This window comes from Streptomyces sp. NBC_01255, assembly GCF_036226445.1.
Lineage (GTDB): Bacteria > Actinomycetota > Actinomycetes > Streptomycetales > Streptomycetaceae > Streptomyces.
Genome location: NZ_CP108474.1, coordinates 1,351,482 through 1,371,728 on the forward strand (window position 1 = coordinate 1,351,482; position 20,247 = coordinate 1,371,728).

At 68.6% G+C, this 20,247-nt stretch carries 23 protein-coding genes and 1 pseudogene; 3 read left to right on the forward strand and 21 right to left on the reverse strand.

Annotated elements, in window-relative coordinates; translation table 11 throughout:
• Positions 1 to 89: 89 nt before the first annotated feature.
• Genes OG357_RS05745 through OG357_RS05765 form a run of 5 tightly spaced genes read right to left on the reverse strand, consistent with a single transcriptional unit; the run spans position 90 to position 3,393 of the window.
• Positions 90 to 617, reverse strand: coding sequence for an LPXTG cell wall anchor domain-containing protein (locus tag OG357_RS05745; RefSeq protein WP_329620093.1), 528 nt, complete (start codon positions 615 to 617; stop codon positions 90 to 92).
• A gap of 55 nt (positions 618 to 672) precedes the next feature.
• Positions 673 to 1,143 (reverse strand): MSCRAMM family protein, encoded by a 471-nt coding sequence (locus OG357_RS05750; protein WP_329620094.1) that lies wholly within the window; start codon positions 1,141 to 1,143, stop codon positions 673 to 675.
• Positions 1,144 to 1,184: 41 nt separating this feature from the next.
• Positions 1,185 to 2,579: an MSCRAMM family protein gene (locus OG357_RS05755; protein WP_329620095.1), complete on the reverse strand. Its 1,395-nt coding sequence runs from the start codon at positions 2,577 to 2,579 to the stop codon at positions 1,185 to 1,187.
• The gene (locus tag OG357_RS05760) at positions 2,576 to 2,881 is read right to left on the reverse strand and encodes a hypothetical protein (RefSeq protein WP_329620096.1); all 306 of its coding nucleotides are present in this window, start codon (positions 2,879 to 2,881) and stop codon (positions 2,576 to 2,578) included. Before OG357_RS05760 ends, OG357_RS05755 begins: the two co-directional genes overlap by 4 nt.
• 47 nt (positions 2,882 to 2,928) lie before the next feature.
• Positions 2,929 to 3,393: a DUF317 domain-containing protein gene (locus OG357_RS05765; protein ID WP_329620097.1), complete on the reverse strand. Its 465-nt coding sequence runs from the start codon at positions 3,391 to 3,393 to the stop codon at positions 2,929 to 2,931.
• Positions 3,394 to 3,564: 171 nt separating this feature from the next.
• Here OG357_RS05765 and OG357_RS05770 point away from each other — a divergent pair, with 171 nt between their 5' ends.
• Positions 3,565 to 4,842, forward strand: coding sequence for a tyrosine-type recombinase/integrase (locus OG357_RS05770; protein WP_329620098.1), 1,278 nt, complete (start codon positions 3,565 to 3,567; stop codon positions 4,840 to 4,842).
• Between the two features lie 17 nt (positions 4,843 to 4,859).
• Positions 4,860 to 7,322: a tyrosine-type recombinase/integrase gene (locus tag OG357_RS05775; RefSeq protein WP_329620099.1), complete on the forward strand. Its 2,463-nt coding sequence runs from the start codon at positions 4,860 to 4,862 to the stop codon at positions 7,320 to 7,322.
• A 27-nt stretch (positions 7,323 to 7,349) separates the two neighbouring features.
• On the opposite strand, the gene OG357_RS05780 is transcribed toward OG357_RS05775, so the two are convergent.
• From OG357_RS05780 to OG357_RS05850, 15 genes and pseudogenes are all read right to left on the reverse strand, one after another.
• A complete protein-coding gene (locus tag OG357_RS05780; RefSeq protein WP_329620100.1) occupies positions 7,350 to 7,979 on the reverse strand; it encodes a class I SAM-dependent methyltransferase in 630 nt (209 codons plus the stop codon).
• A 92-nt stretch (positions 7,980 to 8,071) separates the two neighbouring features.
• Positions 8,072 to 8,386: pseudogene (locus OG357_RS05785) on the reverse strand (DUF317 domain-containing protein); the annotation flags it as partial.
• Entirely contained in the window at positions 8,383 to 9,612 is a 1,230-nt protein-coding gene (locus OG357_RS05790) for an ATP-grasp domain-containing protein (protein ID WP_329620101.1), read from the reverse strand. The gene OG357_RS05790 and the pseudogene OG357_RS05785, both read right to left, overlap by 4 nt.
• Positions 9,613 to 9,657: 45 nt before the next feature.
• Complete coding sequence (locus tag OG357_RS05795) at positions 9,658 to 9,963, reverse strand: hypothetical protein (protein ID WP_329620102.1); 306 nt, start codon at positions 9,961 to 9,963, stop codon at positions 9,658 to 9,660.
• A gap of 28 nt (positions 9,964 to 9,991) precedes the next feature.
• Entirely contained in the window at positions 9,992 to 11,230 is a 1,239-nt protein-coding gene (locus tag OG357_RS05800; RefSeq protein WP_329620103.1) for an MFS transporter, read from the reverse strand.
• Between the two features lie 11 nt (positions 11,231 to 11,241).
• Complete coding sequence (locus OG357_RS05805) at positions 11,242 to 11,913, reverse strand: hypothetical protein (protein ID WP_329620104.1); 672 nt, start codon at positions 11,911 to 11,913, stop codon at positions 11,242 to 11,244.
• Complete coding sequence (locus OG357_RS05810; RefSeq protein WP_329620105.1) at positions 11,910 to 12,743, reverse strand: winged helix-turn-helix transcriptional regulator; 834 nt, start codon at positions 12,741 to 12,743, stop codon at positions 11,910 to 11,912. The genes OG357_RS05805 and OG357_RS05810 overlap by 4 nt, the downstream gene beginning before the upstream one ends.
• A 39-nt stretch (positions 12,744 to 12,782) precedes the next feature.
• Positions 12,783 to 13,190 (reverse strand): hypothetical protein, encoded by a 408-nt coding sequence (locus OG357_RS05815; protein ID WP_329620106.1) that lies wholly within the window; start codon positions 13,188 to 13,190, stop codon positions 12,783 to 12,785.
• Positions 13,191 to 13,192: 2 nt separating this feature from the next.
• Positions 13,193 to 13,636 carry a hypothetical protein gene (locus tag OG357_RS05820; protein ID WP_329620107.1) on the reverse strand — a complete coding sequence of 148 codons (444 nt, stop codon included), beginning with the start codon at positions 13,634 to 13,636 and terminating at the stop codon, positions 13,193 to 13,195.
• Positions 13,637 to 13,677: 41 nt separating this feature from the next.
• Complete coding sequence (locus tag OG357_RS05825; RefSeq protein ID WP_329620108.1) at positions 13,678 to 14,037, reverse strand: SH3 domain-containing protein; 360 nt, start codon at positions 14,035 to 14,037, stop codon at positions 13,678 to 13,680.
• A 147-nt stretch (positions 14,038 to 14,184) separates the two neighbouring features.
• Positions 14,185 to 14,907, reverse strand: a complete 723-nt coding sequence (locus OG357_RS05830; protein ID WP_329620109.1) for a hypothetical protein — start codon at positions 14,905 to 14,907, stop codon at positions 14,185 to 14,187.
• Between the two features lie 27 nt (positions 14,908 to 14,934).
• Entirely contained in the window at positions 14,935 to 15,579 is a 645-nt protein-coding gene (locus OG357_RS05835) for a hypothetical protein (RefSeq protein WP_329620110.1), read from the reverse strand.
• Positions 15,580 to 15,646: 67 nt separating this feature from the next.
• Positions 15,647 to 16,132, reverse strand: a complete 486-nt coding sequence (locus OG357_RS05840; protein ID WP_329620111.1) for a hypothetical protein — start codon at positions 16,130 to 16,132, stop codon at positions 15,647 to 15,649.
• Positions 16,132 to 16,665 (reverse strand): DUF4913 domain-containing protein, encoded by a 534-nt coding sequence (locus OG357_RS05845; RefSeq protein ID WP_329625495.1) that lies wholly within the window; start codon positions 16,663 to 16,665, stop codon positions 16,132 to 16,134. Before OG357_RS05845 ends, OG357_RS05840 begins: the two co-directional genes overlap by 1 nt.
• Before the next feature lie 148 nt (positions 16,666 to 16,813).
• Positions 16,814 to 17,569, reverse strand: coding sequence for a DNA-methyltransferase (locus tag OG357_RS05850; RefSeq protein WP_329620112.1), 756 nt, complete (start codon positions 17,567 to 17,569; stop codon positions 16,814 to 16,816).
• 510 nt (positions 17,570 to 18,079) lie between these two features.
• Here OG357_RS05850 and OG357_RS05855 point away from each other — a divergent pair.
• Positions 18,080 to 19,198 carry a C40 family peptidase gene (locus OG357_RS05855; RefSeq protein WP_329620113.1) on the forward strand — a complete coding sequence of 373 codons (1,119 nt, stop codon included), beginning with the start codon at positions 18,080 to 18,082 and terminating at the stop codon, positions 19,196 to 19,198.
• A 198-nt stretch (positions 19,199 to 19,396) separates the two neighbouring features.
• Here the strand turns inward: OG357_RS05855 and OG357_RS05860 are convergent, their stop codons facing one another.
• Positions 19,397 to 20,026 (reverse strand): class I SAM-dependent methyltransferase, encoded by a 630-nt coding sequence (locus tag OG357_RS05860; protein ID WP_266976483.1) that lies wholly within the window; start codon positions 20,024 to 20,026, stop codon positions 19,397 to 19,399.
• Positions 20,027 to 20,247 lie beyond the last annotated feature (221 nt).

Genomic DNA, 20,247 nt, shown 5'->3' on the forward strand with positions numbered 1-20,247 from the left:
CTTCGCCATGGCCAGCTCGATGTGCGGTCATACGACCAAGAGGCCCCGTGGAACGGTCCACGGGGCCTGCCCTGAGAGCAGGGGGTGAGTCAGTTGGTCTCGCCGGTGGCCTCCTTGCCAGACACAGAGAGCGCGCGACGGCGAGCGGCGACGACTACACCGATGCCGCCAGCAAGCAGGAGTCCGGCTCCGCCGAGAACCCAGGGAGTCACGCCGGCACCCGTCTGGGCGAGAGCACCCGTCGGTGCATCCGCCGAGACGAAGCCGGATCCGGCAGCGGTCGGCGACAGCGCAGAGCGGGTGCCAGCGGTGAGAGCGTCGGGCTTCGGATGCCCCGAGGTGATCTCGGTTGGCATACCGGTAGGTGTGAGCGGTCTGTTGGTGGGCTGGTGCGTCGGCCTCCGGCTCGGGGTGGGCTTGGGGGCCACGGCGGTCTTGGCGTTAGTGACGGTCACGGTGACCGGTGCGCCGAGGCCGGCGGTGAAGATCTTCGCTGGCTTGTAGAGGTCGTAGCCTTCGGGGGCCTTGACCTGCTTGACCCAGAACTCGCTCTTCCTGCTGGCTACTGGCAACTTCGCGGCGGCAGTGCCCTTGGGGCCGGTGGTCAGCGTCAGCAAGACCTCGTTGCCGATGCCGATGTTGACGGTTGAGCCGGGAAGGAGCCTGCCCGTCCTATCGTCCTTGGCACGGAGGACAACCTGGGCGGGCTTGAAGGGGTCGGTGATCGTCAGCGGCGTCGGCTCTGGGGGTGACGATGACGTCCTGGTCAGCGACCACGTCGTGAATCGGGCTGCCGCTGGAGATCTCCCGCAGGCGGTAGATGCCGGCGGCAAGGTCGACGAAGGCCAGCTGGCCCTCTGCGTTGGTCGTGCCGTGGGCCGTCTCTTTGCCAGTGGCGTCGGCGAGGGTGAACGCGGCGCCCGCGAGCAGGGCACCTTCCGGATCCTGCTTGAGAATCCGTACGCCTCCGGTGCCGACCTCGGATGCAGCGCGCGCGGTCGGTGCGGACGGGGCGGGGTCGGTCTGTCCGGTGCTGTGGGCGGTGGCGGACGGGGCCCCGGCAAGGGCGCCGGTGATGGCTGCGGCGAGTGCGATGACCATCGCCGAGATCGAGCGGCGGGGAGAGCGGAACGTCAGGGACATGATGAACTCCTAGGGAATCGACGCAAGTAGACGAGGGATCGTCAGTCGACAGTGCCCTCCATGGCCCGCCGCCGGCGACGGGCGGTCAGGTAAAGGGCACCGCCGATGCCGAGCAGGCTGCCCGCTCCTGCCAGGAGCCAAGTCGTGGTCTCGGCGCCGGTGTGGGCGAGGCTGCCGGACGGCGGGATCGACGGGGGCTGCTCGGTGGCCGGTGCCGGGGGTGTGATGGGCGGCGTACTCGGCGGGATGGCGATGTCCGTGAGGCTGACGGTGACGCGCTCGCCGGGCTTGGCGGTGAAGGCGACGGGCTGCGAATCACGCTGGTAGCCCTTGGGGGCGGTGGTCTCGGTGGCCCAGTAGCGGGTACCGGCCTTGAGGGTGACATCGAGCTTCGCTGTGGCGGTGCCGTCCTTGCCGGTGGTCAGGGCGAGGAGCTGCTTGCCGGGCTGGTGCTCGCCGTTCGGGCCGACCTCGTCCATACGGATGTTGATGACCGCGCCCGGCAGTGTCTCGCCGGTGGCCTTGTCCGTCTTGCGGAGGAGGAGCTCGGCCTTCTTGAAGGGGTCGATGACTACGAGCGGGTTGGCGTGGGCCGTGCGGCTCTCGGTGATGGTTACGTCCTGGTCCGGGACGAGGTCGTGGATCGTGTCGCCCGTGGATGTTTCCCGCAGCCGGTAGGTGCCAGGCGCGATGCCGTCGAGGAGGAGCATGCCCTTCGCGTCGGTCTTGCCCTCGGCGACGACCTTGTCGGCGGAGTCGAGGAGCTGGAAGGCCGCCCCGGTGAGGACGGAGCCTTCGGGGTCCTTCTTGTGGATCTCCACGCCGCCGGGCGCTGCGGTGACGTCCACGGTGGCGGTGTCCTCGGCCGTCGTGGTGTCGCCGGCCAGCAGCATGCGCTGCGCGGCGGGGTTCTGCGGGGTGAGGACCTTCAGCTGGGAGCCGGGCAGGCCGGTGGCAGTGGCCCGCAGGGTGGCGTTCCCGGTCTCCCCTGCAGTGAACTCCCAGGCCCCGGAACCCTGCTGGTCCGTTGTGACCCTGCCAGTGGCGGTGCCGGAGCCGGACTCGGCGAGCTGCACTGTGACGCCCGGGACGGCGGCGCCGGTGAGCGTGGAGGTGACCTTCACCGCCACGGTGACCTTCTGGCCGGTGTGCGTCTTCGTGACCGACGGGCTGATGTGCAGGGCGTACGGGCCGGCGTACCGCTTGGCCTCGTCGATGTACCGCAGCACGAGCGTGCGTGCGGTCGGCGAGACCACCGGGTAGGCGAGGCGCTGCTTGCCCCGGGTGCCGTCGATCCCGTACGTGCCTCCCGCGAGCCACTCGTAGACGGCCGCGTCGACCGCTGCGGCCTGGGCGTGGTCGCGGGTCTGCCCGTACCGGCCGATCACGTACGAGGCGTACGCCAGGTTCTCGCGGGGCATCGGCTTGCCCGTCACCGAGGACGTCCAAGACGTGACCACAGTCGGGTCGCTGTACCCGCCGGAGTCAGCTGGCCCTTGCGCTCGGGGTCCGCGCAGTAGGTCTCGGCGTTGCCGAAGACCTTTGGCCCGGGCGGGCCGTACGCGCCGATGTGCGAGGCGCCGACGTTGCCGTCCGAGTCCGGGATCGTGTATCCGGGGCCCAGCGGACTCGGCGCGGGGGCGGCCTGGGCAGGTGACCAGGCCAGAGTGCCGGCCGCACCTGCGGCGATGGCGACGGCCAGGGATCGGACGGCGACGCGGACGAAACGGGCGTGCACGAAGGTGGTGCTCCTTCATGAGGGAGGCGGGTCGGGGAAGTGGCGGGTCAGCGGACTCGGCTCGTCTGCGGACGTGTGGCTGTGGTCCACCGGGGGACGCTGCGTGTGGTGAGTGCCGGTGTGCGGCGAGCGGCAGCGGCTCGCTGCAGGTCGCGCGGGGTCGGTGCCGGGGACCTGGGCGGCAACACTGGGGTGAGCTGGGCGTGCTCGGGCAGCGAGGACAGGATGCTGTCCTTCCAGCGCGGTACGGGCGACGGGTCGGAGACGCTGTCGGTGATGGCCCTGACGAGCGCGATCGGCGTATGTGTGGACGCTGTGGCGTACCAGCGGGCGTAGCTCGTCTTGGGGCCACCCCACAGGTACCACCGCGCCTCCAGGGTGGTGAGTTCCTTCTCGGCGTCGAGGTCGCCGGTGGTGTACTCGATGCCGGCCAGACCGTCGGGGGTCTGGAGTTCGAGGACGCCCCAGCGTGGGTGCTGGATCTTCCAGCCGCGCTGGATCAGCGGCACCATGGGCTGGAACGCGTCGAGTTCCTCGTTCTCGGGGCGGGGCGGGGCCAGGTACGTGTGCGGGCCGGCTGTGTACGCCTTGGCCAGGGCGGTGGTGAAGGCGGCGACGAACCGTTGACTGAACTAACTCGATCATTTTCGCAGGTCAGACGGCCTATCTGCTAGCTTCCGTGGATGCTTGGACGTGATCCCGAGAGGGAGTTAGCCAACTTCGTGCTGCCCGAGGTCGGACAGCTGGCGGAGACGGGAGATGTCTGGAGGCCGTTTGTCCTCCTGGACACGGACGGTGCCGAGATCGAACCCGTGGCCGCTTTCTTCGTGGAGCTGCTGGCTTGCGGCAAGTCAGCAGCCACGATCCGGTCGTACGGAATGGATCTCCTGCGTTGGTGGCGCTTCCTGTGGGGCTGGGGGGTCGCCTGGGATCGTGCAGCTCGGTCGGACGCTCGCGACTTCGCCCGGTGGATGCAGGTCGCAGACAAGTCCGCACCGCTGCACTGGCGCCACCGGCGGGCCATGCAGACGGGATCCGTGCCGAAACCAGCACCACAACAGCTGCCGGCTGGAATCCCCAATCCGATCACGGGAAAGTCATCTCCCGGTTCGAGGTACGCGCCAACAACGCGAGCACACAGTGAGACCGTCCTGCGGGCCTTCTACGACTTCCACCTCTCCGAAGGAACCGGGCCGATCCTGAACCCGTTTCCTCTGGATCGCTCCCGGCGCCACGGCAGGGCGCATGCTCACCACAATCCTGACGAGCAATTTCGTCACGAACGGCAGGGCCGCTACCGGCCGACCGTCCCGAAGCGAGCCCCTCGCCGGATCCCTGACGCAGGGTTCAACGCGCTCTTCGCAGCACTGAAGCACGATCGCGATAGAGCTCTGCTGGCGTTCTGGGTCTCCAACGGGGCTCGTGCCGAGGAACTACTCACCAGTCGGCAACGCGACGCGCTGCCCGGCCAGCAGCTCCTGGGTGTGGTCCGCAAGGGGAACCGCGCCTATCAACAACTCCCTTGCTCGTCCGACGCTTTCGTCTGGCTACGGCTCTACCAGGAGAGCGCCTGGCGGTCGGGGGTGCCCCGTGGACAGAACGAGGGGCTGTGGTGGACCTTGCGCCGTCCGTGGCGTCCCCTGAACTATGCGACCGCCCGGGCGATGTTCGACCGGGCCAACAGTCTGCTCGGCACGAACTGGACTCTTCACGATCTTCGGCACACCGCCGCCTATCGGTTGGCGAGGGATCCGAAGATGCCGCTGACCGACGTGCAGTGGGTCCTCGGCCATGCGCACCTGTCCACGACACAGCTCTATCTTCCGGCCGATCGGGACGAGGTGATCGAACACGTTCGAGCACACCATGCCCGCCGGGCCAAGACCGCCGAGCGGGTTCCCCCGCCTCCAGCGGCCGGTTACAACCCTGAATCCCTCAACAACCTTTTCGGGACTGCCTAGTGACACCTACAGAGACGATGTCCGTCGCGACGCATGTCGCACCTCCCACGTCCCTGAGCCTGGGCGGGGAGGCATTAAAAGCCGTCGCCCTGCGTTTCCCGCCCAGACCTGCCGAGGACGACTGGGTGGCCACGGCAGGCACGCAGGTCGACATCCTGGCTCGTCTGCAGCAGCCTCCCCTGCGGCCGGCGGACGTGAGGCTCCATCGAGCCCGGATCCGCGGAGCTCGGCAGATCTTGCAGTGGTTGGACACCTTCCCGGGGGCCACCTGGCAGCAGCGGTGGAACGCCAGCCCCGCCAGCACACGTCCTGGCAACGACTGGGCGCGATTGGCACCCGGCTGGATCGGAACCGCCGGCGGCCCCTCGCAACGGCAGACCTTGTCCGGCGGGCTACTGAGTCTGATCTGCGCAGACGTCATCAGGCCGACCCTCCCCTGGCTGCTTTCGCGAACCTCGGCCAACATGACCAGCCTGCGGATCGGGCTCATCCCTACCCGTGACCCGGAAGGGTTCGCACAGCTTGAAGCGATGGTCGAACCTGCCACGTGGTCTTCCAACGTTGGGCGCCATGCCCTGCACGCCCTGGTCAAGATCGTTGCCGCCAAGGGCGGCATCTTGGCCGACATCACCGTCGGCGACGCCGTGGAGTATCTCGCCGCGCTCAAGGCAGCGAATGACAGGTCCACCGGCTACACCCTCTTCTATGCCTGGCTGAAAGAGTTGGGCACCCTCCCCGCAGAAGCTCCCAGCTCGCTGCGCTACCTGGCCAACACCAGCGGGCAGGTGTCGATGGAACAGCTCATCGACCGTTTCGGCGTCCGCTACCGCCCCATCAGAGATCTTTTGGTGGACTACCTCAAAGAGCGGCAGCCCGGTCTCGACTACACGTCCCTGAACAATTTGTCCCGGCACTTGGCCAGTAACTTCTGGGGGGACCTGGAACAACATCATCCGGGAATCGACTCTCTCCACCTGGCACCCGAGGTGAGCGCGGCCTGGAAGCAGAGATGCCGGACCCGCATCGAACGTCGCCGCCAGCCCGACGGCACAGTGCGTGAAGTGGTAACCGCGCGCGTCAACATCGCCAGCATCATGATCTCTGTCCGGGCGTTCTATCTCGACATCGCCCAGTGGGCCATCGACGAGCCGACGCGCTGGGGACCCTGGGCGGTGCCGAGCCCGATCAAGGACGCAGATGTCGCCGTCGTGAAGGACAACAAGCGGCGCAAGGCCCGGATGGACCACCGGACACGGGAACGGCTACCGGCTCTGCCTGCCGTCGCCCGAGCGGCTTCATCATGCCTGAACGAGGCCAAAGCCCGGCTCCAGGCACTGAGGGACACCCCACCAGGCAACCAATTCACCTTCGCGGGCGAAACCTTCGCGCGAGCAGCGAAGGACGGAACGACCTGGGCGGTGAACATGGCCACCGGCCGACGCATCGACCTGCGCCTCGCGGAGAGCCGCGCCTTCTGGGCATGGGCAATGATCGAGTTTCTTCAGCACACCGGTGTCCGCATCGAGGAAATGCTGGAGGCCAGCCATCACAGCCTGATCCAATACAGGCTGCCCACGACCGGTGAGATTGTCCCCCTCCTGCAGATCGCGCCCTCCAAAACCGACGAGGAACGCGTCATCCTGGTCAGCCCAGAACTCGCCGACGTACTGAGCGCGATCATCGCCCGCATTCGCGACCCGCGCACCGGTGCCGTCCCCTACGTCTCCAGCTACGACATGGCTGAGAAGACCTGGAACCCGCAGATGCCACTGCTCTTCCAGTGGCGCCGCAGCGGCGAGAGTTCCCGCCTCTCCCCGAAGTTCTTGCGCGAAGCACTCCAAGAAGTACTGGCGTCTACGAACCTCACCGACTCGGCCGGACAGCCCTTAGATTTCTCGCCCCATGACTTCCGGCGAATCTTCATCACCGACGCCATCCGCAGCGGCCTCCCCCCGCACATCGCGCAGGTCATCGCCGGGCACACCAACATCAACACGACCATGGGATACAACGCCATCTACCCCAGCGAGGCCATCGAGGCCCATCGCGCGTTCATCGCCCGGCGCAGAGCACTCCGACCCAGCGAGGAGTACCGAACCCCAACCAACGAAGAATGGGACGCCTTCCTCGGGCACTTCGAGCGACGCAAACTGTCCATCGGAATCTGCGCTCGCGCTTTCGGAACTCCCTGCATCCACGAACACGCGTGCATTCGATGTTCCATGCTCCGACCGGATCCAGCTCAGAGACACCGCCTCGTCGAGATCCGCGACAACCTGAGCGCCCGAATCACCGAAGCAGAACAGGAAGGATGGCTCGGTGAGATCGAAGGACTTCAAGTCAGCCTCGCGAGCGCAGAGGAGAAACTCACCCAGCTCGATGCAGAGCAAGTCCGTCAATCCCAAGTGATCGATCTCGGCATGCCCCGCTTCAGCCAGATCGCGACACGAATCAGTACGGCAGGAGGACCCTCAAGTTAGCCGAGCCTCATCCACGCGGATAACCCCCTACGGGCGGCGAGCCAGCAAATGAGTGTCGAGGAAGCCCCGCTCGGACCCTGGGTCGTGGAGCAGCCGGGCGAACGTGACGAGGCCAGCCCCGGCCAGCAGCTCGGCGAACCGGTCCGCCGGCCAGCTATAGGCGGGCGCCACCTTGTGGTCGAAGCGGACCGGCTCCGCTTCCTCAGTCCCGAAGAAGGACACCAGGAGCAGGCCCCCTGATGCCAGAACACGCACCTGCTCGGTGAGCAACGCGGGCAATTCCCCAGGTGGGGTATGGATCATCGAGTAGTGGGCCAGCACTCCGCCGAGCGCGCCGTCCTCGACCGGCAGGGCTTCCATCCGCGCTTCGTCGAACCGCAGCGCCGGATGCGCCCGCCGGGCATGGGCGATCATGGCCGGGGAGAGGTCGAGCCCGAAGGCGTCCAGCCCCAAGTCGTTCAGCATGGCCGTCAGATGACCGGGTCCGCACCCGACATCGGCTGCCCGCAGGTTCCCCGTGCCACGCACAAGCTCGGCGAAGGTCCCGATCATGTTCCGCGCGAACGGCCGCGTCTCCAACTGACTAGAGAACATCGACGCATACAGGTCGACGACCCCGTCATAGGCCGCCCTGGTCTCCTCCTGGTGTTTTAACACGGGAAGGAAACTAACACCCGCACCGTTCGCAGTCGTTCTCCGGCTCCATGCCGGCCGACTGATCGTCCCGTCACCTGATCACGGGACCCTCTCGTTAGTTCAGAGAAGAACTCCGTGGGCGCCATGTCGTTGAAACACACGCCCCAGACGGGCGGACCGAATGTGTCGCGGTACGCGCTGATGCGCCACAGTCCGTCGTCCTCCCCCTCGGGGAGGAAGCCGAGCCGGACCTTGCGGTCAGGGGCGTTGACATAGGCGTTGCCGAGGTCGTCATGGCTGAGCTCCCAGCCCAGTACGAACAGGGGCTGAAGAGCGGGGTCCCCCGTCGCGGTGCTTCCGGCCAGGTAGCGGGGCGAGACGAAGACGTCTCCGTCGACCTCCCCTGCATCCTCGGTGCGGAGGTTCATCGGGCCGCCCAGGTCTCGACGGCGACCTCCTCGGCGACCTGGTCAAGATACTCGTTGACCTCGGCCGTGTCTCGGCCGGTGACGATGTAGAAGCCGGCGCGGCCGGTGAAGAGGTCGCCCTCGGGCGGCAGGACGAGCTGGTCGCCGACCTCGCGGATCCACGTCACCTCTCGCAGCCACGGGGTGTGGGCTGCGAACGACTGGGTGATCCGGCGCTCCGTGAGCACACCGGAGGCAGCCGGGTAGAGCATGCGGATGCCTGCGGCCCGGCGGTGGGCCGGCGTGAGGTCGGGGGCGCGTCCGGTGGCGAGGTCGGCGGCGATTCTCGGCAGGTCGATGCCCGTGGCGAGGTGCACGAGGTGGCCGATCATGTCGCCGCCGATGCGGGCGTTGACCTCGATCAGGCGGGGCCGGCCGTCGACGAGGCGTATCTCGACGTGCTGGATGCCGTCGGTGATTCCCAGAGCCTTGATCGCAGCGGCGGCGACAGGACCTACCTGGGGCAGGAGAGGGTCGTGGGCGTCGACGGTATGCCCGGTCTCCTCGAAATAGGGGGCCGGACCGAGGGACTTGCTGGTGACGGCAACGGCGGTGGTCACGCCGCGATGGGTGACGCACTCGACGGAGATCTCCGGGCCGTCGAGGTACTCCTCGACCAGGACCGCCGTGTCCTCCAGGCTCTGGTCGGCCCCGGCTGCAGCGAACTGGAAGGCATCGGGGAGGGCTTCGGCCCGGTCGACGCGGATCACACCGATACTTCCGGCGAAGGCGGCGGGCTTGATGACCACGGGGTACCCGATGGTCATCGTGGCGAGGCCGGCCTCGACCAGGGAGCGGGCCTTCATGGAAGCGGCCGACGGGACGCCGTGGCGGGCGAACAAGGTGCGGGCTGTGGCCTTGTTCCTACACGCCTGCATCACCTCCACCGAGTTCGTGGCGAGGCCGAGAGCGCGCGCGAGCCGGGCCGTGGGGACGAGGTGCCACTCCGACCAGGTGACGATGCCCGCGACCTCGTGGCGCTCGGCCAGGGCGCGGCCGGCGGCCATCAGAGCAGTGGTGTCGTCGAGATCGGCGACGACGTGGTCGACGATGAAGGGCTTCTCCCACGACGGCTCGGTGCCTGTGATCAGGACGATGTCGTACGCGGCCGCGACCTGCTCCAGGCAGTAGCCGCGGTAGGTGCGGTCACCAGGGGCGACGACGAGCACGACGGGACGAGCGGACAAGACGACTCCAGGTGTGCGACGGGAACGGCGTGAACGAGGGGGAAGTCAGGGGGTGCGGCGGCGGCGCAGCTCGAACGCGGAGGCCCACTCGGGGTGCTCGGCGATCAGCTGCCTGACGTAGAGGGCCGTGAAGTTGTTGTTCAGACCGTGCACTCCGAGCGGCAGCCGCCACCGGAGGGCTTCGAAGAGGGCCTTGAGGCTGATGCGTGTGACTCCCGCCGCCAGCCGCTCGCGGGTGAGTCGTTCCAGGGCCCGGTAGACGTGCGGGTTCTGTGCGTCGAAGGCGTGGAACTGCTCGGCAATCGTGAGGTGAGCCTCTCGGCGGCTCGAGGCCAGGCGGGTTACGGGCATCGGGGGAACTCCACGAGGACGGGGTGGGTCAGGCAGCCAGGGCCGGGTCGGTGCGCAGGCGAGCGAAGGCGATGGCCAGGCCGAGGGCCTGCAGGGCGGCGCAGGCGGTGATGACGTGGCCGAGCGCCCAGGACGGGGTCAGGGCGGTCAGGACGCCGGCCAGAGGGAAGGGCACCAGGAGGACGAGGATGGTGGCCGACAGGGTGCTGCCGAACACCACCGGGGGGATGAGGCGGGAGCGCAGGGTGCGCAGGACGACGGTCATGCCGCCTTCACCGGCCATCAGGACGGCGACGAGGACCAGGTAGGAGAGGTAGTCGGGAGCCTGGGAGACGGCGAGGCAGGCGAGCGAAGCGATGGCGGCGCAGGTCGCTCCCACCGGCCACAAGCCGAGGCGGTCAATGGCGAACCGGCAGACGGTGACGGCCAGCAGGGTGGCCCCGGCGGCGGCCGACCAGACGATGCCGACGGCCGTGGTGGACTGGCCGTATTGGTCGACGACGATCACGGGACCGGCGGCTTGGAGGAAGCCGGTCGCCAAGTTGGAGATCGTCAGGCCGGTCACGAGCCAACCGAGGGCGGGCAACGACCGGATGGTCCGCAAGCCGGTGATCAGCCCGGCGCTTGCGCGCTGCTTCGGCGCACGGGCGGGAGCGACCACCGACGGTGGAGTACTCAGGGCGAGCAGGGCGGCGAGCAGCGAAAGGGCTGCGATGACGGCCAGCATCCGGGGTGGTCCGGCAAGCAGCAGCAGCGCGCCGAGCGCCGGTCCGGCCAGCGTCGCGGTCTGGTCGATGCCCAGCAGGACGGCCTGGACACGGTGTGCACGCTCCCCAGCCACTCGGCCGGCGGCGGCACCCGCGGTCTCGGCGGCGATGTAGCTGAACTCGGTGAGCACTCCGGTCGAGGCGGCCAGGGCCATCACCGTCACAGTCGCCACGATGCCGACGGGGTGGAGGACGAGGATGATCGCGCCGGCGGCGATGACCAGGGCGCGGCCGAGGGAGGCGAGGAAGAAGACGACCGAGGCGCCACGGCGGTCCACGACCGCGCCCGCCCATCCGAACGCGGCCAGGCGGGGCACCCACTCCAGGGCGAACGCGATACCGGTCAGCGCGGCCGAGCGGGTGGTAGCGAGAACCAGGAGCGGGATGCCATACGTGGACATGGCGAAGGCAAGAGCGTCCACCGTGCGCGGCAGGTAGATACCGCGTAGCAGTCCTGCCGTGTGGAGGGCGTGCCGGGGTCCGGCGATCAGGTCGGTCATCGTCGCTTTCGTCAAGGAGCGCAGCCCGCCTCAGCGGGATGGAGGAAGAGAAGAGCCAGCCGGTCAGGCGAGGGACTGACGCATGCCCTGGGCGTATGCCACGCAGCTGCGGAGGCCGTCTTGAATCCGAGGTCGGAGCCCGTGTCGCTGGCCGGGCTACGCGGCCTGCCGTGCGCCGTCGAACGCCCCCCCCTGGCCGAGAGGTCGGCTCCGCCATGTCCGGCGATCCATGACTCCACGGCGGTCTTCGGACCGGTAAGGCTTTCGACGGCCGCCGGCGAGACCCCGAAACCGACCTCTCCGTTCCGTTCCTGGCACCGCCCGGATACGTCGCCGATGACCAGGAGCTGGAGGGTGGCCCGTACCCGTGTCACGAAGGTGCTGGTGACGCCCGGGTAGTTGTGGGCACGGGCCCAGCTGGCGGCTTCGTCGTAGACCTCGGCCAGCTGCGTACCGGACTCGGTGAGACTGAGGCCCTGTCGTGCACGGACGAGGCCGAGAGTGTGCGCCTGTTCGGTGGCGTGCCGGAGCTGATGCGGCGAGAGATCCGGGAGGGTACGTGCCAGGCCGCGGGGCGGGATGGAGCCGTTGTCGTCCATCTCGGTGATCAGTCGGATCAGTTCGGGTGAGGACAGGGCCGAGCAGGAACGCTCGAACTCGTCCCGGCGCGGTGTGGAAGTCATCGGCGCGCACCTCCCGCCCTGAGTGCCGTCTGCATGCGAGCCGGGTTGGCGTGGGAGAACAGGTCGCCATAGGCAGGGCGTGCCGGTCGGGTCGGCACGGCCGGCTGGGGAATGCGGGGCCGATGGCTGGTCCAGTGCTTCGGGGCCGTACGCGAAGCACGCTCCGCGTTCCCCCAGACCGGGTGCTGAGCGCCGGAGTCGAGGGTTCGACCGGCGGACCAGGCCGACAGCGCCCCGAAGACGCGCCCCAGGCCCTCGCCGGAGGTCGACAGCCGATAGGGCTGACCGGGACCGGCGCTCACCACGAGCCCGTCGTCAGCGAGCTGCCGCAGGGGCGGGTAGATGTTCGTCCAATACCCGTCGGGCATCACGATCCTGGCGACGGTCCGCGCACTGCTCTCCCCGCGGGACTTCAAAACCCACAGGATCGCGGCGGCATGCCGACGGGTGAACAAAGTGAGGCTGTCCTCGACGTGCTCGATCGCGGACAGGGGCTCGTCCGGCTTCTCCAGGAACTCCTCGGCCCAGGCGGCGATTACGGGCAGCACCGGCAGCAGCGCTGCGCCCCGATCGGTGAGACCGTACGTGACGTGCCGCGACGTGTGCTCCGTGCGCTCGGCGAGCCCTGCATCGCTGAGCGCCCGGAGCTTGGGGTGGAGCTGGCCGCTCAGGAGCCAGGGCATCTTGTCCGAGATCTCGGTGTAGCGGAGGGGACCGGAGCCCAGCGTCAGCAGGATCCGGACGTTCCATCGCGGGGTGATCATGCCGAGGGTTTCGGTGACGCGGGCGATGTCAGCGTCGCTACCCGCGGGCAGACCGGTGGTGGCCAAGGGAGTACTCCAGGGGTGAAGGGGCCGTGCCCGTTCGGCTCAGCGGCTCGGGGCTGTGGTCGCGGTCGCCGTCGGCGGCGCGGGAGCCACTGAGACGGCCGGGGGCTCGCAGGCGCGGACTCGTCCCAGGCTGTTCAGGACCGCTGCGGCGGTCTTGGCCTGGGCGTCCCGGGCGGCAACGGCTTCAGTGATGCGGCGAGCGCAGTCGAGAAGGTGGGACGCCTCATGGGCGCCGATGCCACGCTCGGGTTGGACCAGCTGCAGGAGCCGGTCACGGTGAAAGGTGATGGTCCGCTCGGCGAAGGCCAGGTCGTGGCGGCTACCGAGGAGGGCGGCGAGCATGCCCGGGAGCTGGGTCTGAGCGTGGGCTTCGAGTGTGGTGAGCGGGGCGCCGTACAAGTCCTCGATCCGTACGGCAAGCTCGGCGGACGTGAGCTTGGTCCGCACGCTCAGCGGACCGCCATCCGGGACGGCAGAGACGCACGTGCGGAACGCGTCGGCGGGTTGGTCGGTACGGCCGGTCCACGCCGCGTCGGGCGTACCGCCTCCACATCCTGCTTGCCGTCAGTGTTCGGCTCCAGCAGGAGTCGGAGGGCCACGGCCCGTCCGTCGCGGATCGTGACGGCGGCGTCGACGCGGTGAGCGAGATTCAGCGTCGGGTCGTCGACCTCGCTGGGCTGGGTACCCAGGGCGGCAAGGAGGTCGTCCTCCGCCCGCTCCAAGGCGGCCTGCGACTCGGTGAGCAGCCCATGCCAGCGCACGACAACGGTGGCCTCCCGACGGGCATTCGGAGCTGCTCCGACTGCGGCCGTGAGCGCGTCGATACTCAGGCCGAAGCGCTGCTCTATCTGCTCGGTGATCGAGCCCACGACATCCCCTATGTCGTCGGACACGGGCAATCCCTTCTGAAGAGAGCGGAATTCGACAGAGAAGGTCAGTCGAGGCACATGTAGACGTCGCGGTAGACGTAGGTGCCCGACACCCATCCCTTCACGCCGGTGGTCCGGTCGGTGATGTAGTGCCAGCCGCCGCTGCTCTTGTGGACGGTGAAGGATTGGCCCCGGTAGAGGATTCCGACGGCGGTGGACTTGGTGGTGGCCTTGGAGCGGATGGTGACGGCGCGAGCGCCGATGACCCATGGTCCGGGCCGGTCGCAGTCACGGATCGACGGCAGAGCGGCGTGCGCGTGGCTGCCGAGTGCCGCCGGTGCGGCGGTGACCGAGGCCGCGGCTACGAGTGGCAGAGCGACTGCTCCGAGCATCGCGGTGGTGATCGCAATTCGGGTGGAGCGCATGCGGAATGAACCTCCATGGAGGAATGGGAAAAGAGAGGGGCAGCGCGGGAGTTCCTCCCTCAGCGCCGGTACAAGAGTCCGCAGAATCGCCGGTTTGGCTAACCGGCGATCGTCGGCTATCTTTCGCCCGCCCCGGCCCGTGCGACGTCAACGGCGGCGGCTCGACGGGCGGCCGGCTGGGGCCGGCGGTACGGCTCCCCGCGTCTGGAGGGTGCGGGCCGTTGGTGTCACTGACGGCAGTGGGCCGGCGTTGCCGGCGAGGCGGTCCTCGTACCACTGCAGCGCGCTCTCGGCGGTGGCGAAGCCTCCTTCGCGCAGGGTGTGTGTCCAGGCGTCGGTGTCCACGTCCTCGTGCAGCAGGCGGAAGGGGGACGGGACTCGTTCGTCGAGCGCACGCAGGACGACGAGGGTGAGCATGGAGTCGGGGTCGTCGTTCGTGTAGCTGGCCAGGAGGGCAAAGCGGTCGCCGTCGCCCATGACCCGCTCTTCCAGCACGCGGGTCGTCTCGTCGGCCGGTGCCGTGCCTGTGCCGGGTGGCAGGCGGATGACGTCCGGCGGGCAGCCGCGGGAGATCAGCCAGGACTGGGCCATGACCGGCAGAGGAACATGGGTGTGCTCGAAGCGGAACGTCCTCGCCGCGAGATCGCGCTGGAGGTGGAGGGCGACTACCTGCGGCTCGCCGGGGATTCCGTAGGTGACGGCTCCGTTGTGCAGGACGTAGTAGCTGGCTGAGTCCTCGTCCGTGTGGTGCTCGGCGAGCACGGTGAGCATGTCCTGCTCGATCTCGATCGCGTGCCAGAACGCCTCGTCGGTCTGTTCGTCAGCGGCCTCGAAACCGTCGAGGCGGAGATCCAGTTCGAGTGGGGGCATCGGGCCTCTCGGTGAATCGGGTGAGGGTCATCGACGGCTGCGCGCCGCGCTCGGCCACGTCCCGGGCCGGGGTGCGGGCGACACTGCCGCCGCGCTGCTGCGGTGGCTGCTCGCCAGAGCCGCGCGGCCCGGCGCGGTGAGCGCGACCGGTTGTCCGGTGTGCACCGGGTGGCTCGTGTCTCGGGAGACAAGGCCCAGGGATTCGAGCTGCTGGAGCTGCGTGTACGGGATCCGGGTACCTGAGGCTGTGGCCACCGACATCCGGCCCGTCAGGAGGTGCTCGTGCAACTTGGCGCCGCCGGCGATGGCCAGCAGCGCGGCGTAGTCGGCGGCCGGCATCGGTTCACCGGCGGCCGGCTGTGCAGTGCGAGCGGAGCTCTCGATGGGCTCCAGGTCGGCGAGTACGAGCCGCGCGGCGGCCGCGTGCTCGTCGGCCGCCTCTTCCAGCTGGTCGACCGTACGGTCGATGCGCTGCAGCAGAGCGGCATCGACGGGGAATTCGCCGCTGGAGAGCCGATGCAACAGCGTGCGGTGGAAACTTACCGCGGTCTCGGCCTTGACCAGCGTGCGATGCCGGTCGACGAGAGCGGTGTGCCGCTCGTCGAGGATGCCTCGGTCGCGGTGGGCCCAGAGCGTGGCGACGCCGTGGCCGGTGGCTGCTTCGATGCGCAAGTCGAGCGACGAGACCGCACGTCGTGTCGCTCCCGGTGGAAGGTCAGGGGACATGAGGTTCCTGTCGTCATCGGACGTAGTGCTGCGTGACACCGAGGGCGGGGCGGGGCAGGCCCGGCATCGCGGAGGGCAGCGGCGCCGGCACACGTACGGGACCGCGGGTCGCGAGCTGGGGCGAACGCGAGCGGGAGGCGTGGGTCCGGGCACTCAGCGGCCGGCGAACCATCCCAAGGCGGTGCCCGACGGTGTCGTAGATGTCGTTGCGGACTCGTGGCCGTACGGCGACGACATGGACCTCGCTGGGGTGCTGGGCAGTCGATGGGGCCGGCCGCACGGCGTAGACAACCCTCCACTCCTTGCGGGAGTCGACGAGGAGCTTCCGGTAGCCCGACAGGTCGCCGGTCAGCTTCGTACCGAACAGCTGGGCGTTAACCACGTCTTGCAGCTGCGCCAGGGCGAGGTCGCGGATGTCTCCGGGGGCCTGGAGAAGGTCGGTAAGGGCGCGCGGGTCGAAGGACAGGCCGAAGGCTGGATGGTGCTCGGGCCCGGCCATCACGCCGCCAGGTCCAGGTCACCGCCGGGCTCGTCCGACTTGTCCGCGGTACGGGCCGAGGGCTTCGGGCCGGGCAGGAGACGGTGCGAGGGTCGGTCCGGGGAGGTCATGCAGGCCGACAGCGGACCGCCAGGGCCTCGGATCGCGGCGATGGCGTGAGTCAGGCAGTCCCGGTGCCACACGAGCATGCCGGACAGCCCGGTCTCCGGGTCCTTGTGCTGCTGGTAGGCGAGCCAGAGCGCATGGAGCCAGGCGACGACGTCGTGGTGCTCCTGCCACTGGAGGCACCACGGCGCCGCCGTGGTGACCTCGGCGCCGTAGACAGGAAGGAAGAAGTCGTCCACCCAGTCCGACAGCGCGTCGAGCTCATCCTCGTACGACTCGCCCTCCAGCTCCAGGATCGGCCGTGGCTGCGGCAGGAGAGCCGGTGCCGACCCGCTTGGTCCGGGCATCCCGAAGGCAGCGAACGGCGACGGCGTGGGCTCGGAGGCGAGGTCGTCGAGTTGCCGGGCCTGCTGCGCCGACTGCTCCATCAGCTTCCGGACGCTGGCCTCGATTCCTTCGAGATGGGAATCCGGAACGCGTATCGGTTCCCTTTCTCCGGCCTCTTCGGGGTACGCAAGTTCGGGCATGGAAGGGCGGCTCCTTGAAGGCCTCGACGAATAGCTGGAGTTGAAGGCGTCAGGCGGTCAGGCCGACGTCGTCCTTGGTGAGGGTCTGGCGGACGGTCTCGGCCAGACGGTCAGCGGCGATCCCCGCGTAGTGCGGGGTCTTCTCGACGCCGATGAATGCGCGGTCTTCCAGCACAGCGGCCACGCCCGTGGAACCGGATCCGGCGCAGAAGTCGAGGACCGTGCCACCCGGCGGGGCAATCTTGACCAGCTCCCGCATGACCTCGACGGGCTTCTGCGTGATGTGCTGCCGGGCCTTTCCCGACGGCTGCGACGCGCTGTACAGGCCCGGCAGGTAGACCGGGTTGCGAGAGCCGTCGATCGCTCCCTTCGATGCCCACACGATGAACTCGCAGTTCTGCGTGAACCGACCCTTCTGCGGCCTGGCCTGCGGCTTGTGCCAGGCCAGCACTCCGCGCCACAGCCAGCCGGCCGCCTGGATCGCATCCGTTGTGACAGGGAGCTGACGCCAGTCGGTGAACAGCAGCGCGGTCCCGCCGTCCTTCGTCAGCCGGTGGGACTCGGTCATGATCTGCGTGAGCCAGAAGCCGTAGCTGCGCTGGTCCATGTTCTCGCCGGTGAAGTCGGCGAGGGCGTGCGTGGCGTCGGCGGAGGTGTACTTCTGCTTCGCACTGCGGCTGGTGCGTTCCTTCGCGGTCCGGCCTCCGCTGTTGTACGGCGGGTCGGTGATGACGGAGTCGACGCAGCCATCCGGCAGACCGGCGAGGACGCTGAGAGCGTCGCCCTGATGGAAGGAAAAGGACAAAGGGGTACCCCGATTCGAGTGCGGTGAATGGCGAGATCACTCGCTCAGAGAAGGTCCCGCGGGGCCGGAGTTGGGCATGCAGAAGCCCAGGGCCACGGAAGCAGGAGGAGCGAGGAGAGTTCCAAAACTGTAGGTGCAGAACGCCGGTCGACCAAGAAGAGGATGGACGAGGGGTCGCGTTCCGACCCCTTGTTGCCGACTTTTTGGCCGACCGGTGTTTCGGCCCTACTGTTTTGGAACCGCCCGGCGCACACCGCCGATGGCCGCCCCTCCCTCATGCCTCCTGGGCTCTCCCTGCTCCGGCGTGCCTGAACCGATTCCGGCGCGTGCGAGCGGCAACTCGCCCGCACGCCCGGTCTCTCCTGATCATCCGCCTCCGGCCGCCGCGCCCCTTCCGACCGTCATCAGGCGTGCGCAGCAGGCCGGACCCTGCACCCTCAAGGACCGCTCTGTGACGCCTCGTTACCCGCCCACGCCCCCAACCCGACTCGGACGAGAGAACCGCTCCGGGTGAAGGTCGTCGCCGCCGGCATCGGCGTCGTCTTCCTCTCCCCTCTCCTCCTCGGTGGCACGGCCATGGCGATGGCCGCCTCCAGCGATGCCGTCCAGAGCACCGGCTCGATCGGCCAGTGCCTTCCTGACCTCGATACGGACAAGATCGCCGATCAGGTGACTCGCGTCCTCGACGGCGCGGACGCCTCCCACGTCCGCATCAAGGGCCTCGACCTGCCTGGCGAACAGATCCCCCACGCACAGACCATCGTCGCCACCGGCATCAGCCTCGACGTGCCCAAACGCGGGCAGATCATCGCCCTCGCCACCGCCATGCAGGAGTCCCGGCTGCGGAACCTCGCCTACGGCGACCGGGACTCGCTGGGGCTATTCCAGCAGCGGCCCAGCCAGGGCTGGGGCACCGCCGAGCAGATCCGCGACCCCGTCTACGCCTCGGAGCAGTTCTACAAGGCACTGCTGAAGGTGAACGGCTGGCAGCAGATGACGGTGACGCAGGCCGCACAGGCCGTACAGCGCTCTGGCTATCCGGACGCGTACGCCCAGTGGGAGCCGCTCGCCACCGCGCTGCAGAAGGCCGTCGCCGCCACATTCCCCGGCGCCGACCGCGACCGCCCCGGCAAGGGCACCGACGACAAGGGCATCCTCCCGGGCTGCGCTACGGCGGACGGCTCGTCGTTCGGGCCGATCCCCGAGGGTTCCGTCCCGAAGGGCTACACGATCCCGAAAGGCACCGCCCCGCGGGCCCGCACGGCAATCGTCTGGGCGATGCACCAGCTCGGCACGATGTACCAGTGGGGCGGCTCGTGCACGGCCCCGCACGGCCCCGACCCGATGGGCCGATGCGACTGCAGCTCACTGATGCAGCAGGCGTACGCCAAGGCTGGCCTCAAGCTGACCCGCACCACGTACACACAGGTCAACGAGGGCAAGCCTGTCTCGGCGAAGAGCCTGAAGCCCGGTGACCTGATCTTCTCCCGGGGCCCCGCCGCCCGGCCCGAGCACGTCGGCATGGCGATCGGCCAGGGCCTCGTGATCGAAGCGCCGAAGACCGGCAAGCCGGTACGGATCACACCCCTCGCCGACTGGGACGTCCTCGCCGTGCGTCGCGTCCTCTGACGTCGCGCCCGCGGTGTAGGTTCCGAATAGAGATGTCGTTGTCCAAGTGATTTGTCATCAACTTGTCGTCCCGACTCGTCCCGCTGAGTCTCTACTACGGCCTGGCCCGTGATCCGGTGACCGGGTCTTGGAGCCAGATGCGGATCGAGGCGACGCGAACGGTGCCCTGGCAGATGAGCTGGTGTTTGTCACCCCGCTCTAGGGGAGGCGGGCCAGCAAGTGGGCGTCGAGGAATCCCCGCTCGGAGGCCGGGTCGTGGATCAGCCGGGCGAACGTGGCGAGCCCAGCCCCGGCCAGCAATTCGGCGAACCGGTCCACCGGCCAGCTATAGGCAGGCGCCACCTTGTGGTCGAAGCGGACCGGCTCCGGTCCGTCGGTCGCGAAGAATGAGACCAGGAGCAGGCCCCCAGGCGCCAGGACACGCGCCTGCTCGGCAAGCAGCGCGGGCAGTTCCCCAGGCGGGGTATGGATCATTGAGTAGTGGGCAAGGACGCCGCCGAGCACGCCGTCCTCGACCGGCAGAGCCTCCATCCGCGCCTCGTCGAACCGCAGCGCCGGAAGGGCCCGCCGGGCGTGGTCGACCATGGCCGGGGAAAGGTCGAGTCCGAAGGCGTCCAGCCCCAAGTCATGCAGCATGCCCGTCAGATGTCCAGGTCCGCACCCGACGTCGGCCACACGCAGGGTCCCCGTCCCGCGCACCAGCTCGGCGAAGGTGCCGATCATGTTCCGCGCGAACGGCTGCGTCTCCAGCCGATTAGCAAACATCGACGCATACAGCTCGACGACTCCGTCGTAGGCCGCCCTGGTTTGTTCCTGGTGCTCCACCATGGGAAGGAAGCTAACATCCGCGCACCTTCATAGCTTCTCCGGCCCCGTGCCCCCGACCCACTGACTGCCCGGCACACGATCACAAGTCAGGCCCTAGGCACGGCGCCAGCGTCACGCTGGCAGTCCGCGGTCCAGCCTTTCGTTTGGTTTGTCCGCCTTCCCGCACGTTAGCGCTGGTGGTGGCCAGTGTCCTGGTGTCGGCAACATCGGGGCACAAAGGG

Bases quoted from the DNA above. Each gene is read 5' to 3' on its own strand.
- OG357_RS05750 (WP_329620094.1), bottom strand. From the start codon at position 1,143: ATGTCCCTGACGTTCCGCTCTCCCCGCCGCTCGATCTCGGCGATGGTC.
- OG357_RS05765 (WP_329620097.1), bottom strand. From the start codon at position 3,393: ATGGTGCCGCTGATCCAGCGCGGCTGGAAGATCCAGCACCCACGCTGG.
- OG357_RS05770 (WP_329620098.1), top strand. From the start codon at position 3,565: ATGCTTGGACGTGATCCCGAGAGGGAGTTAGCCAACTTCGTGCTGCCC.
- OG357_RS05775 (WP_329620099.1), top strand. From the start codon at position 4,860: ATGTCCGTCGCGACGCATGTCGCACCTCCCACGTCCCTGAGCCTGGGC.
- OG357_RS05795 (WP_329620102.1), bottom strand. From the start codon at position 9,963: ATGCCCGTAACCCGCCTGGCCTCGAGCCGCCGAGAGGCTCACCTCACG.
- OG357_RS05800 (WP_329620103.1), bottom strand. From the start codon at position 11,230: ATGACCGACCTGATCGCCGGACCCCGGCACGCCCTCCACACGGCAGGA.
- OG357_RS05805 (WP_329620104.1), bottom strand. From the start codon at position 11,913: ATGACTTCCACACCGCGCCGGGACGAGTTCGAGCGTTCCTGCTCGGCC.
- OG357_RS05825 (WP_329620108.1), bottom strand. From the start codon at position 14,037: ATGCGCTCCACCCGAATTGCGATCACCACCGCGATGCTCGGAGCAGTC.
- OG357_RS05830 (WP_329620109.1), bottom strand. From the start codon at position 14,907: ATGCCCCCACTCGAACTGGATCTCCGCCTCGACGGTTTCGAGGCCGCT.
- OG357_RS05840 (WP_329620111.1), bottom strand. From the start codon at position 16,132: ATGGCCGGGCCCGAGCACCATCCAGCCTTCGGCCTGTCCTTCGACCCG.
- OG357_RS05845 (WP_329625495.1), bottom strand. From the start codon at position 16,665: ATGGAGCAGTCGGCGCAGCAGGCCCGGCAACTCGACGACCTCGCCTCC.
- OG357_RS05860 (WP_266976483.1), bottom strand. From the start codon at position 20,026: ATGGTGGAGCACCAGGAACAAACCAGGGCGGCCTACGACGGAGTCGTC.